This window comes from Streptomyces inhibens, assembly GCF_022221585.1.
Lineage (GTDB): Bacteria > Actinomycetota > Actinomycetes > Streptomycetales > Streptomycetaceae > Streptomyces > Streptomyces inhibens.
The window spans coordinates 5,886,819-5,899,516 of sequence record NZ_CP084681.1; the positions used below are offsets into that span (position 1 = coordinate 5,886,819).

Annotated in this window: 11 protein-coding genes; 6 read left to right on the forward strand and 5 right to left on the reverse strand. The window is 71.6% G+C overall.

Going from position 1 to position 12,698, the window contains the following annotated elements; genetic code table 11:
• The first annotated feature begins 131 nt into the window (after nt 1–131).
• A complete protein-coding gene (gene arfB / locus KI385_RS26895) occupies nt 132–560 on the forward strand; it encodes an alternative ribosome rescue aminoacyl-tRNA hydrolase ArfB (RefSeq protein WP_128510042.1) in 429 nt (142 codons plus the stop codon).
• Between the two features lie 41 nt (nt 561–601).
• Here the strand turns inward: arfB and KI385_RS26900 are convergent, their stop codons facing one another.
• On the reverse strand, nt 602–1,216 hold the full coding sequence (locus KI385_RS26900) for a flavin reductase family protein (RefSeq protein ID WP_425356959.1): 615 nt from the start codon (nt 1,214–1,216) through the stop codon (nt 602–604).
• A gap of 312 nt (nt 1,217–1,528) precedes the next feature.
• Between KI385_RS26900 and cdgB the strand changes: the two genes are divergently transcribed.
• The gene (cdgB, locus tag KI385_RS26905) at nt 1,529–3,202 is read left to right on the forward strand and encodes a diguanylate cyclase CdgB (protein WP_238574754.1); all 1,674 of its coding nucleotides are present in this window, start codon (nt 1,529–1,531) and stop codon (nt 3,200–3,202) included.
• 242 nt (nt 3,203–3,444) lie between these two features.
• Nucleotides 3,445–4,365: a CBM35 domain-containing protein gene (locus KI385_RS26910; protein WP_238574755.1), complete on the forward strand. Its 921-nt coding sequence runs from the start codon at nt 3,445–3,447 to the stop codon at nt 4,363–4,365.
• Between the two features lie 212 nt (nt 4,366–4,577).
• On the opposite strand, the gene KI385_RS26915 is transcribed toward KI385_RS26910, so the two are convergent.
• From KI385_RS26915 to KI385_RS26925, 3 genes are all read right to left on the reverse strand, one after another.
• The gene (locus tag KI385_RS26915; protein WP_238574756.1) at nt 4,578–5,504 is read right to left on the reverse strand and encodes a 1-phosphofructokinase family hexose kinase; all 927 of its coding nucleotides are present in this window, start codon (nt 5,502–5,504) and stop codon (nt 4,578–4,580) included.
• A gap of 195 nt (nt 5,505–5,699) precedes the next feature.
• Nucleotides 5,700–6,911 carry an N-acetylglucosamine-6-phosphate deacetylase gene (nagA, locus tag KI385_RS26920; protein WP_238574757.1) on the reverse strand — a complete coding sequence of 404 codons (1,212 nt, stop codon included), beginning with the start codon at nt 6,909–6,911 and terminating at the stop codon, nt 5,700–5,702.
• Entirely contained in the window at nt 6,911–7,867 is a 957-nt protein-coding gene (locus tag KI385_RS26925; RefSeq protein ID WP_238574758.1) for an ROK family protein, read from the reverse strand. The genes nagA and KI385_RS26925 overlap by 1 nt, the downstream gene beginning before the upstream one ends.
• Before the next feature lie 227 nt (nt 7,868–8,094).
• Here KI385_RS26925 and KI385_RS26930 point away from each other — a divergent pair, with 227 nt between their 5' ends.
• The 3 genes from KI385_RS26930 (at nt 8,095) to otsB (ending at nt 10,916) form a co-directional block, all read left to right on the forward strand.
• Nucleotides 8,095–9,366 (forward strand): extracellular solute-binding protein, encoded by a 1,272-nt coding sequence (locus KI385_RS26930; RefSeq protein ID WP_483439808.1) that lies wholly within the window; start codon nt 8,095–8,097, stop codon nt 9,364–9,366.
• Between the two features lie 133 nt (nt 9,367–9,499).
• Complete coding sequence (locus KI385_RS26935; RefSeq protein ID WP_238574760.1) at nt 9,500–9,919, forward strand: DUF3263 domain-containing protein; 420 nt, start codon at nt 9,500–9,502, stop codon at nt 9,917–9,919.
• Nucleotides 9,920–10,007: 88 nt separating this feature from the next.
• The gene (gene otsB / locus KI385_RS26940) at nt 10,008–10,916 is read left to right on the forward strand and encodes a trehalose-phosphatase (protein WP_238574761.1); all 909 of its coding nucleotides are present in this window, start codon (nt 10,008–10,010) and stop codon (nt 10,914–10,916) included.
• A gap of 320 nt (nt 10,917–11,236) precedes the next feature.
• Here otsB and KI385_RS26945 read toward each other — a convergent pair whose 3' ends face one another.
• Complete coding sequence (locus KI385_RS26945) at nt 11,237–12,676, reverse strand: alpha,alpha-trehalose-phosphate synthase (UDP-forming) (protein ID WP_238574762.1); 1,440 nt, start codon at nt 12,674–12,676, stop codon at nt 11,237–11,239.
• Nucleotides 12,677–12,698 lie beyond the last annotated feature (22 nt).

Genomic DNA, 12,698 nt, shown 5'->3' on the forward strand with positions numbered 1-12,698 from the left:
CACAACGCCATCAGGGGACCGCGAGGTTCCAGCTGTCTTTACTCTCTTTGCCGAATCCTGATGCGGACGGCACCCCAAGAGCCCCGAAAAGCGGGTGACGGGGCGCCTTGGCACGCGGGATCATAGGACTCATGTCCGGGCCCTATGTCATCCGCGGTTCGGTCGTCCTTCCAGAGGCCGAGCTCGTATGGCGCTTCTCGCGGTCCTCAGGTCCGGGCGGCCAACATGTCAACACCAGCGACAGCCAGGTCGAGCTGCGCTTCGACCTTCTCAAGACGGAGGCGCTGCCGCCGGTGTGGAAGGAGCGCGCCCTGGAGCGGCTGGCGGGTCGGCTGGTCGACGGTGTGCTGTCCGTACGGGCCTCCGACCACCGCTCCCAGTGGCGCAACCGCGAGACCGCGGCCGTCCGGCTGACCGCCCTGCTCGCGGAGGCCACCGCGCCGCCGCCCAAGCCGCGCCGCAAATCGCGGATCCCACGGGGCATCAATGAGCGGCGGCTGCGGGAGAAGAAGCAGCGCGGCGACACCAAGCGCGGCCGCTCGGGCCGCGACTGGGGCTGAGCCCGGGTCGCCATCGCCCCCCGCACCCGCCGCCCCACCCCTCACCCCAACTGCCGGTACTTCCCGCGGAAATACGTCAGCGGTCCGTCGTCGTCGTTCGGGATCGTGGTGGCAAGTACGCGCGCGATGACGAGCGTGTGGTCCCCGGCCGCGACCCGCTGCTCGGTGCGGCACTCCAGGGTCGCCAGCGCGCCGCCGATGAGCGGTGCCCCGGACGCTTCGCCCCGTACATGAGGAATGTCCTCGAAGAGCAGTCGGTCGCTGATGCGGCCCTTCATTGCGAATCGTCCGGCAATCTGCCGTTGGTGCCCCGACAGTACCGATACGGCCCACAGTGGCTGGAGCTCCAGCAGGTCGTCCATCCGTGAGTCGTTGCGAACGCTCACCATCACGAGCGGCGGGTCGAGGGATACGGACAGGAACGCCGTGGCGGTCATGCCGACGTCCTCGCCGCGCGGCCCGTCGTCCGGGTCGTGGGCGGTGATCAGCACCACGCCGGCGGCTAGGCGGGACAAGGCGGCACGGAACTCGTCGTCACTCACCCCAACAGAATGCGGGATCGATGCGTCGCCCGGCACGGATGCGGGGGCGACGACGGGTGTGGCTTGAGTGGCGGGTCCGGCGGTCGCCGTCTCGGCGGGGAATCTCGTGAACACGCCATGCACGCTAACTTCGACCGCCCCCGGCTCGCATCGGGCCCTGGGACCACTCGCGTCCTAGGTCTGACGACGGAGGTCCCCAACTCTCGGAATTTGCGTTCAGGAAGTGTAGAAAGAGTGAAGGCACGCTCCGGTGGCGGGCCCGCGGGGGACCAGCAACGCTCGCTCACGGTCTGTGACTTGAGTCACAGCAGGCGCTAATTGTTGACCCTGTGTACCGAGTGAACAGCTCACTGTGATTCAGTGAGCGTGGAATCGGACGACAAAGAATCGTGGAGTTTGCTGTCGAGGTCTCAGGGAGAGCGAGCGATGGAGACCGAGTCGGAGCCATACGTCCGTCTTGCGACCCTGCGGCAGCTGCACCAAGTGGTCGCCGAGCTGAATACCGCACGTAGCCTTGCGGACACCTTGCAGACAGTCGCCGACGGCGCCATCAACGGGCTCGGCTATGAGCTGGCTGCGGTCAATCTCGTCCGTCCCGACGGCGATCTCGTCGTCGCCGCGGTCGCCGGCAGCGCGGGTGCCGAGGCGCTGATGGCCGGGCGGGTCGGCTCCCGGTCCTCCTGGGAACGCCGGCTGTCCATGGGCGAGCGGTGGGGCGACCTGTGCTTCATCCCGCACACCGAGGGCTGGGTGCTGGACGACGACGACGTGCCGCAGTGGCACACGGCCGGCCCCGCGCCCCGGTTCCCCGACGAGTGGCACCCCATGGACCGCCTCTTCGCGCCCATGTACACGGCGGCCAACGGCAGCGGAGAGCTGCTCGGAGTGATCTCCGTCGACCGGCCGCGCAACGGCCGGCGGCCCGGCGCCTGGGGCCAGGAAGCCCTGCAGATGTACGCCTTCCAGTCCGCCATCGCGATCAGCAACGCCCGGCTGCGGGCGAACATGCAGCGCGCACTGGTCCGGCTGGAGCGTGAGCAGCAGGCACTGCGCGCCAGCGAGGAGAGCTTCCGCCAGGCGTTCGAGTACGCGCCGAGCGGGATGGCCGTCGCCGAAATGGGCGGTGACCAGCACGGACGGCTGCTGCGCACCAACGACGCACTGTGCCGGCTGCTGGGCCGCCCGGCGTCCGGGATGCGCCGCTACTCCTTCTCCGACCTCGTCCACCCCGAGGACATCGGCACGCTGCTGCGCACCTCCGCCGAGGGCGGCCGTGCCGAGCTGCGGCTGGCCCGGCGGGACGGCACCTACGTGTGGGTCTCGCTGCGCAACTCCGTCGTCGCCGACACCGCCGACGGCCCCCGTTTCCTGCTCACCCACGTCGAGGACATCGAGGAGCGCAAGCGGCACGAGCTCCAGCTCGCGCACCGCGCCAGCCATGACTCGCTGACCGGGCTGCCCAACAGTGCCGAGCTGCGGGCCCGGCTCGGCGCCCGGCTGTGCTCCCGTCCGGCGGGCTCGATGGCGGATGCGTACGCCTCCGCGGCCGGCGCCGGAGATCCCCGTGATCCGCACGGCTTCCGCGCGAACGGGAGGGAGCCGTTCGACGGGATCGACGGCTTCGAGGGCAAGGCCCCGGTCCCGTTCGATCACCATGTCCACCTCGTCGCACCCCCGGACGGGCCGGCCGACGACGGCTCCAAGGGGCTCGCGGTCCTCTTCTGCGACCTCGACGGCTTCAAGTCGATCAACGACCGTTTCGGGCACAACACCGGTGACGCGGTGCTGATCGAGGTCGCCCGCCGGCTGACCAGCGGTGTCCGGGACGGGGATACGGTCGCCCGGCTCGGCGGTGACGAGTTCGTGGTGCTCGCCGACGGCCTCGGCACGGCCGATGCCCAGGACCTCGCGGTCCGGCTGCGGAACGCGATCATCCCGCCGATCCGGGTGGAGGGCCGGGCCGTCCGGGTGGGCGCCAGCTTCGGCATCGGCTGGGCGAGCTGCGGAATGTCGGCCGAAGAGGTGCTGGAGTCGGCCGACCAGCGGATGTACGTCGAGAAGCGGTCCCGGTCCAAGGCCAATCGGCGGGCGGCGGGCTGAGCGGTCCCCGCAGCGGTGCCGCGTATCTCACATCCGCGGCCCGCCGGCCGCCGCACCAGCAGTTCACCGATCTGTAGCGATCTTGTGGCACTTCGGGCTCGGTGTGCCAAGGCCCCGAGGGGGTAGGCTGCGCCGATGCGGCGCGCGCCGCCGGGGGCCCGAAGACAGTTCGCGCAGCAGATGTCTGCGGACGCGTACGGACGCGTACATGACGCGCACAGATCGCTTGGGAGTGACACGGAATGACGGCCGGCAACAACGGCGCGGACACGCCGGAGAACGACGACCCGTTCGCCTATCTCTACCGCTCGGAAGGCGGCGAAGGCGGCGCACCGGGCTCGGCGGGCGACGGTGCGGCGGCGCGGCAGCCGGGGGTTCCGCGTACGTCCTACAACCAGGTGCGCGCGGTCGGCCAGCGCCAGTACGGCCAGCAGGCCCCGCAGCAGATCACCTACGGCCAGCAGAACGCCCACTACGCCGCCCCCGAGACGCTGCCCGGCGGCGACCGCACCCGGCCCGTCACGGCCCCGGGCCACGGCGGCCAGGAGCCCCGCCGTCGCAACGGCCTGCTGGTCGGCGCCGTCGCGGTGGTCGCGGTGGTCTGCATAGGCATCGGTGTCGCGATGCTCACCAACGGCAACGATGCCAAGGACACCGACGCGGGCAAGCCGGGGCCGACGGCCGGTGACACGGTCAAGCCCACCGACAAGCCGACCGGTAAGCCCAAGCCCGGCGAGCTGCCCAAGGAGGACGCGGGCAGCCTGCGTCTGGACGGCGGGGCGACGACCGCCAAGGACATCGAGGGCGCCCACTCGGCGAGCGGTTCGTACGTCGCCGGCTTCAATCAGGTCGGGGCGAAGGTGCAGTGGACGGTGGATGCCCCGCAAGCGGGCGATTACCGGTTGTACGTGCGCTACGGCATCCCGGGCGAGGACGCCAATGCGACGCTGGTGGTCAACAGCAAGCCCAACAACCAGCCGCTCGGCCTGAAGAACTTCATCCACTCGCCGAAGGGGGACTGGAAGAAGGGCTGGCAGACCACCTGGGCACCCGTCACCCTGAACCAGGGCACCAACACCATCGAGATCTCCTGCGGGCAGGGCAACCAGTGCAACGCCAACCTGGATCAGGTGTGGCTGCAGCAGGGTGGCACCAAGCAGTAGGCAGCGACTGCCACTTCGGGGCTCGGGTGGGCACGTCCCCTCCCCGAAGTCGACCTTCTACAGCGATTCAGGGTGCTACGGCGAGCACTTCGACCTGACCGATGGTCACTACTCGGCCAAGGCCCCGCGGCCGGTCAAGAGCATTGCTGTCCGGGGATGATGACGCCGCGGCCGGGGCGTCCGCGCCCGGATGGCCCGGCCGCCGTCCCGCGTCACGCCGCCGCCGGATGATCCGTCACCACCACACGTGACAGCAGCTCTTGGTACGTCGCCACGTCGAACTCGCCCGCGGCCGGGGCCCGTACGGTCGCGGCGGAGAGGGCCACCGCGCGGGTCAGCCGGTCCGGCCAGGGGAGTTCCTCGACCAGGCCCGAGAGCAGACCGGCGACCGCCGAGTCGCCGGCGCCGGTCGGGTTGCCGGCGATGTGCCACGGCGGGGCGGCCTGCCAGGTGCCGTCGGCGGTGACCGCGAGTATGCCGTCCGGGCCCAGCGAGGCGGCCACGGCATGGGCGCCGCGGCGGCGGGCGTCGCGGGCGGCGCGCAGCGGTTCGGTGCTGCCGGTGAGGGCGGCGAGTTCATCGGCGTTGGGCTTGGCGAGGTCGGGGCGGGCGGCCAGTCCGCGGCGCAGCGGCTCGCCGCTGGTGTCGAGGAGGACCGGGACACCGGCGGTGCGCGCGGCGCGGGTCAGCCGGGCGTAGACATCGACCGGGACGCCCGGCGGGAGGCTGCCGCACAACGCCACCGCCCGTGCCTCGCCCAGCAGTTCGCGGTAGGTGCCGAGGAAGGTGTCCCATTCGGCGGGGGAGACGGTGGGGCCCGGTTCGTTGAGCTGGGTGGTGTCGCCGGTGGTCTCGTCGACGACGGCGACGGTGCGGCGGGAGGCGCCGCCGACCGGGACCAGGGCGTCGGTGACGTCGGTCTCGGCGAGCAGGGCGCGCAGTGCGTCGCCGGTGCCGCCGCCCGCGAAGCCGGTGGCGACCGTACGGTGGCCGAGCGCGGCCAGCACGCGGGCGACGTTCAGGCCCTTGCCGCCGGGGCGTTCGGACACCTCGGTGATCCGGTTCGTGCTGTGCGGACGGAGCCGGGGAACGCGATAGGTGATGTCCAGGGCGGCGTTCAGCGTGACCGTAAGGATCATGGTCGCCCCTCCGGGCAAGTCATGGCCGGGCGGCCGTCGGTGTGGCAACCGCGCGCGGCGGCATACGGACAAGTGCGCGAGCGATCATGCCATCGCCGGTGGTGGTTGGCCCAGACCCGGGCCAACCACCGTGTGACGCACGGCTACCTGGAGGGGCGGCAGGCTGCGTAGTTGTTCCGCTGTGGTCGCGGAGCGTTACGCACCCGGGGGGCGTACCAGCCACTCGCCCCGGCGCATGACGCCCACCAGGTCGTATGCCGGATCCAGCACCACCAGGTCGGCGTCCTTGCCGGTCTGCAGGGAGCCGACCCGGTCGTCGATGCCCAGGAGGCGGGCCGGGTTGGCCGAGAGGGCGCGTACGGTCTGGTCGATCGTCAGGCCGTCGACGGTGACGGCACGTCGGAAGGCGCGGTCCAGGGTGAGCGTGGAGCCGGCGATGGAGCCGGCCGTCGGGCCGTCGCTGATCCGTGCGACGCCGTCCTTGACCTCGACCCGCATCGGGCCGAGCGGGTACATCCCGTCGTTCATGCCGGCCGCGCCCATGGCGTCGGTGATGAAGGCGACCCGTTCGGCGCCCGCCTCGCGGACCGCCAACTGCAGGATCGAGGGGTGTAGATGGGTGCCGTCGTTGATCAGCTCGACGGTGATCCGCTCGTCCTCCAGGAGGGCGGCGACCGGCCCGGGGGCGCGGTGGCCCAGTGCGGGCATCGCGTTGAAGAGGTGGGTGGCGACGGTGGCGCCCGCGTCGATGGCCTGGAGGGTGGCGTCGTAGGAGGAGTCGGTGTGGCCGACGGCGGCGATCACGCCGGCGTCGGCGAGCAGCCGTACGGACTCCAGGCCGCCGGGCAGTTCGGGGGCGAGGGTCATCATCGCCGCGGTGCCGTGCGCGGCGTCGATGAGCTTGCGGACGTCGGACGGGTCCGGCTCGCGCAGCAGCCCCGGCTGGTGGGCGCCGCAGCGGTCCGGGGAGATGAACGGGCCCTCGAAGTGGATCCCGGCCAGCTCGCCCTGCTGGACGAGTTCGGCGAGCACCGCGGCCTGCCGGGCGAGGTCGGCCAGCTCGCCGGTGACGGTGGAGGCGAGCATCGAGGTGGTGCCGTGCCTGCGGTGGGTGTCGACGACGGTCATGCACTCGTCGGGGTCGGCGGACGAGAAGGAGCCGCCACCTCCGCCGTGGACGTGCATATCGACGAAGCCGGGCACGATGAGATGGCCCGAGAGATCCACGACGCTTTCGCTGCCGCTCTCTTCGAGGTCGGCGTCGCGGCTGCGGATGGCGGCGATCCGGCTGCCCTCGACGGTCAACCGGCCGGTCTCGACAACGCCGGACGGCCGGGCGATCCGGGCGCCGGCCAGGACGGTGCGTCGGGGGTCCGAGGGCCGTTGCGCGGACTGTTGTTGTGCCATCAGGCGGTTACCTCCGTGGAGAGAAGATCCCAGGCGAGCAGTCCTGCGCCCAGGCACCCGGCGGCGTCCCCCAGGGCCGCCGGAACGATCGAGGGGAGCCGCTGGAACGTAACGCGTCGGCGGACCGCTTCCCGCAGAGGTGTGAACAGCGTGTCGCCCGCCTCGGCGAGCCCGCCGCCGATGATCAGCGTCTTCGGGTCGAGCAGGGTGAGCCCGGTGACCAGACCGTCGGCGAGCGCGTCCACCGCGTTGTGCCACACGGTGTGGGCGCGTGCGTCGCCGGACTCCACGGCCTTGGCCGCGTCCGCCGCGCTGGCCTGCGGATCGCCGCAGGCCGCCGCCCAGTCACGGCCGACCGCGGCGGCCGAGGCCAGCGTCTCCAGACAGCCGCGCTGCCCGCAGCCGCATGCCCGCCCGCCGGGCCGTACGACGATGTGGCCGATCTCGCCGGCGCTGCCGTGCGCACCGGCCTCGATCCGGCCGCCGATGCCGATGGCGCCCGCGATGCCGGTGCCCAGCGGCACGAACAGAAAGCGGTCGGCGTCCTGGCCGGCGCCGATCCGGCCCTCGGCCAGGCCGCCGGTGCGTACGTCGTGGCCGAGGGCGACCGGCACCCCGCCGAGCCGTTCGGACAGCAGCGCCCGCATCGGTACGTCCCGCCAGCCGAGGTTCGCGGCGTAGACGGCGGTGCCCGACCGCTCGTCGACGATGCCGGGGACGGCGACGCCGGCGGCCAGGGCGGGGGCGCCGTAGCGTGCCGTGCCGAGGTCGCGGAGCTCGTCGGCGAAGTCGAGGATGGCCTCGACGACCGCGTCGGGGCCGCGCTCGCGGCCGGTGGGGCGCCGCGCCTCGTACAGCAGAACGGGGGGCGTCCTTCCGGTCGGCGCGGCATCCACCCCTACGAGGGCGGCTTTCATCCCGGTGCCGCCCACATCAAGGGCGATGACGTGTCTCACGGGAACAGTTTCGCGCGATCCGCCCTGAAAGGTCTAGTCCACTCACCGTGCGGATCGTGCCGGGGACCTGCGGGAAGGTCGATTCCGGGGGAAGAGGGGGGGTGGTGTAGACCTTGTAAAGAACGCGGGAGAGACTCGCTGTTCATGCCGATCGAGGGCGATCCCCGAGACGGCGGGGCATGCCCCGGCAAGAACACGTAATTTCGGCACAAAAGGCGGCAAAAGCGGTGCAGCGGCGGTACTTGAGCCTGGCGGCGGCGACAATCGCCACCTCCATGACACTGACTCTTACCGGCTGCGGCAGCGGCTCGGGCAGCGACGGCGAGGTCACCCTCAAGCTGATCGCGGCGGATTACGGCGACAGCAGGTCCAACGGTTCCCAGCACTACTGGGACCAGCTCGCCCGCGCCTTCGAGAAGAAGAACCCCGACATCAAGATCGATGTCGAGGTCTACAGCTGGACGGACGTCGACAAGAAGGTCGAGAACCTGGTCGAGGACGGCCACGCCCCGGACCTCGCACAGATAGGCGCGTACGCCGACTACGCCGCCAAGGGCAAGCTCTACAGCGCCGACGAGCTGCTCTCCATCCCCACCCAGGCCGATTTCACCACCTCCCTCGCGGAGGCCGGCGAGTACAACCGGGTGCAGTACGGCATGCCCTTCGGCGCCAGCACCCGGCGGCTCTTCTACAACAAGAAGCTGTTCACCCAGGCCGGCATCACCGCCCCGCCGCAGAGCTGGAACGACATCGCCCGCGACGCCCAGCTGCTGAAGGCGCACGGCGTGAAGATGCCGTTCGCGCTGCCGCTCGGCCCGGAGGAGACCCAGGCCGAGACGCTGATGTGGCTGCTCAGTGGTGGCGGCGGCTACATCGACAGCATCGGCAAGTACCGGATCGACTCCCGGGAGAACGTCAAGACCTTCAACTGGCTGAAGGACGACCTCGTCGGCAAGGGCCTGACCGGCACCGACCCCGCCAAGCTCAACCGCGAGGACGCCTTCCAGGGCTTCGCCGAGGGCAAGGTCGGCATGCTCAACGGCCACCCCACCCTGATGAAGCAGGCCGAGGACAAGGGCATCGACTACGGCACCGTCGAGCTGCCCGGCATCAACGGCAAGGCCAAGGCCACCATGGGTGTCGCCGACTGGATGATGGCCTTCAAGCAGGGCGGCCACCGTACCCAGGTCGGCAAGTTCCTGGACTTCGTCTACAGCGCGAAGAACGTCGAGGAGTTCTCCGGCGAATACGGCCTGCTGCCGGTCACCGCCTCCGCCTCCCAGGCGATGCTCGCCGACGACAAGTACAGCAAGCTGCACGGCTTCCTCAAGCAGCTCGCCACCGCCGAGTTCTACCCCGCGAACAAGACCTCCTGGCCCATGGTCTCCAAGAACATCAAGGCCAGGATGGGCGCCGCGGTCGGCCCGAAGGGCAATCCGGCCGGTGTGCTCACCGACCTCCAGAACATGGCGGACACGGCCGACAACGCCGCCCAATGACGGTGTGCGGACGGATGCCGGCGGTACCTCCCGGCGAGAGCCGGGGGAGGGTGTACGGGCAGGTGCGCGGGCGTACGGCGGCCGGGGCGACGTGCCGGGCATTGTCCGACCGTGCGCTTATCGTGGAAGCGTGATGGCGGGCGGTACGCAGGACACGGGCGGGGCGGAGGGCAGGGACCCCTCGGCCGGTGCGGGCGCTTCTGCCGGTCCGGGTGCTCCGGGTGCTCCGGCCGGTTCGGGTGCTCCGGCCGGTACAGGTGCTCCGGCCGCCGGTCCGGGCGCTCCGGCCACCGGTTCGGCCGACGAGCCCGGGACCCGCGAGCCCGCCGCCGGCCTCTCCGCCCGCGACGAGGCCGTCCTCGCCGTCGAGCGTCGCTCCTGGCCGGGCCCCGGCCCCAAGGAGCGCGCCATCCGCGAGCAGCTCGGCATCTCCCCGACCCGCTACTACCAACTCCTCAACGCCCTGCTGGACGACCCCCGCGCGCTCGCCCACGACCCCGTCACCGTCAACCGCCTGCGCCGGATACGGGACGCCCGCCGCGCCCGCCGGTGACGGCGGCGCCCGACCGCCGCCCCGATGCGCCCGTACACCCTCTCCCGGCTACCCCCAACGCCCGCCCGGCGCCGGTAAGGTCGGCGCCATGGGCAGCCCCCCGAACGCCGCGCCGCAGTCCCAGCCGACACCCGAATCCGTGCCGACACCGCGTACCGCCGCCGGCCGCGAAGGCCTCGCCGCGCTGCTGGCGCACCCGGAACGCACCGTCGTCGCCCTCGACTTCGACGGCACCCTCGCCGATATCGTCCCCGACCCGGAAAAGGCCCGCGCCCATGAAGGCGCCGTCGCCGCACTCGCCCGTCTCGTCCCGCGGCTGCGCGCCGCCGCGGTGATCACCGGCCGCCCGGCCACCGTCGCGGTCCGCCTCGGCGGCTTCGCGGACAACCCCGGCCTGGCCCACCTCACCGTCCTCGGCCACTACGGCGCCGAGCGCTGGGAAGCCGCCACCGGCACCGTCCACGCCCCCGCCCCGCACCCCGGCATCGCCGCCATACAGGCCGAACTCCCCGGCGTCCTGGACGCCTCCGGCGTCTGGCACGGCACCTGGGTCGAGACCGCCATCGAGCGCAAGGGCGGCCACGCCATCGCGGTACACACCCGCCGCGCCGCCGACCCCCAGGGCACCTTCGACCGGCTGCGCCGCCCGCTCACCGCGCTCGCCGAACGCCACGGCCTGATCGTCGAACCGGGCCGCTTCGTCCTGGAACTGCGCCCCCCGGGCATGGACAAGGGCGTCGCCCTCGCCGAATGGGTCCGCGAGACCGGCGCCGCCACCGTCCTCTACGCCGGCGACGACCTCGGCGACCTGGCCGCCTTCGCCGCCGTCGAAAAGCTCCGCTCGGACGGCCTCACCGGCGTCCTGGTGTGCAGCGGCAGCGACGAGGTCACCGAACTCGCCGAACGCGCCGACCTGGTGGTCGACGGCCCGACCGGCGTCGTGGGACTGCTCGGCACCCTGGCCGACCGCCTCGCCGAAACCCGGGCCGGCAGCTAAGGGCTGTCCCGTAATCCCTGGTGGATCAGCGCACGGCGTCAGATGCACTGCGTTCTCCCCCACGCCTTAAGGGCGCAGGAGGGGCCCCCACCGCTCACTCCGTCTCGGCTCTTCATTCGCTGTACGGATGCCGAGCTGCATCGCAAGGCGGAGGGACGTCCGGATACTGGGTGTATCCGGATGTTCCGACAACGCGGCGTGGGGGCACCTCCCAGCGTTAGCTGGGGGAGTGCCGTAGCTGTCGTCGTGCGCCCGCCAGGGATTACGGGACAGCCCTTAGGCCGACGCCTGGGTCGGTGCCCGCCGACGGGACTGCCCTCTCACTCCTTCAACGCCCGCAACTGCTCCAGGAACCACTGCGCCGGCGGCAGCGCCGTGGCCGCCGCCGCCAGCCGCTGCGTGCGTGCGTCGCGCTCGCCGGCGTCCATCGACAGCGCCTCGTGCAGCGCCCGCGCGGTGCCCGTGACGTCGTACGGATTGACCGTGAGGGCGTCCGTGCCCAACTCCTCATGGGCGCCGGCCTCCCGGGAGAGCACCAGCACACAGCCCTGCTCGGAGACCACCGGGATCTCCTTCGCGACCAGATTCATCCCGTCCCGGATCGGATTGACCAGCGCCACGTCCGCCAGGCGGTACGCGGCCAGCGACCGCGCGAAGTCGTCCTTCACATGCAGCTCGACCGGCCGCCAACTCGGCGTGCCGTACTCGGAGTTGATCTCCTCGGCCACCCGCCCGACCTCCGCCGTGTACTCCCGGTACACGGCCAGGTCCTGGCGCGACGGATAGGCGAAGGCCACATGCACCACGCGCTCGCGCCATGACGGGTGGTCCACCAGGAGCTGACGGTAGGCCAGCAGCCCCCGGACGATGTTCTTCGACAGCTCGGTGCGGTCCACCCGGACGATGGTCCTGCGGGGCGCGCCGTCGGGATCCGTACCGATCTGCTCGCGCAGGGTGGCCTGGCGCTCGTCGACATCCGCCCGCCGCGACCGCTCCCGCAGGAACTCGGCGTCCGCGCCGAGCCCGTGGACGGCGATCCGGGTGTTCCCCGTGCCGCCGACCACCGCGGCGCAGCATCCGGCGAAGGCGTCCGCCCAGCGGTGCGTGAGGAACCCGAGTTGGTCGGCGCCCAGCATCCCCCGCAGCAGCTGCTCGGCGATGTCGTCCGGCAGTATCCGGAAGTACTCCGGCGGCGCCCACGGAGTGTGCGAGAAATGGGAGATTCGTACGTCGGGCCGCAGCTCCCGCAGCATGCCCGGCACCAGGGCCAGGTGGTAGTCCTGCACCAGCACCGCGGCGCCCTCGGCGGCCTCGTCGGTGAGCGCCTGGGCGAAGGCGCGGTTGTAGGCCTCGTACGACGACCACTGCGTCCGGAATTCCGCGCCGAAGGCCGGCTCCAGCGGCGTCTGGTACAGCATGTGGTGGACGAACCACAGCACGGAGTTCGCGATGCCGTTGTAGGCGGCGGCATACACCTCGGCCGGAATGTCCAGCATCCGGACGCGCTGTCCGCCGGTGTCGCCGGGATGCAGCGCACCACCCGTCTGCCGTACGGCCTCCCGGTCGCCGTCACCGAGCGCGGCACACACCCACACCGCGTCCGTGTCGGGCCCGATGGCCGACAGCCCGGAGACCAGCCCGCCACCGCCGCGCTTGGCGGTCAGCGCGCCGTCCTCCCCCAGGGCGTAAGAGACCGGACCGCGATTGGAGGCGACAAGAACCTCGGCACCTGTCTGGACCGCACTGCGCTCGGAGACCATGTCGCGACATTAACCCGCCACC

Bases quoted from the DNA above. Each gene is read 5' to 3' on its own strand.
- arfB (WP_128510042.1), top strand. From the start codon at position 132: ATGTCCGGGCCCTATGTCATCCGCGGTTCGGTCGTCCTTCCAGAGGCC.
- cdgB (WP_238574754.1), top strand. From the start codon at position 1,529: ATGGAGACCGAGTCGGAGCCATACGTCCGTCTTGCGACCCTGCGGCAG.
- KI385_RS26910 (WP_238574755.1), top strand. From the start codon at position 3,445: ATGACGGCCGGCAACAACGGCGCGGACACGCCGGAGAACGACGACCCG.
- KI385_RS26915 (WP_238574756.1), bottom strand. From the start codon at position 5,504: ATGATCCTTACGGTCACGCTGAACGCCGCCCTGGACATCACCTATCGC.
- nagA (WP_238574757.1), bottom strand. From the start codon at position 6,911: ATGGCACAACAACAGTCCGCGCAACGGCCCTCGGACCCCCGACGCACC.
- KI385_RS26935 (WP_238574760.1), top strand. From the start codon at position 9,500: ATGGCGGGCGGTACGCAGGACACGGGCGGGGCGGAGGGCAGGGACCCC.
- otsB (WP_238574761.1), top strand. From the start codon at position 10,008: ATGGGCAGCCCCCCGAACGCCGCGCCGCAGTCCCAGCCGACACCCGAA.
- KI385_RS26945 (WP_238574762.1), bottom strand. From the start codon at position 12,676: ATGGTCTCCGAGCGCAGTGCGGTCCAGACAGGTGCCGAGGTTCTTGTC.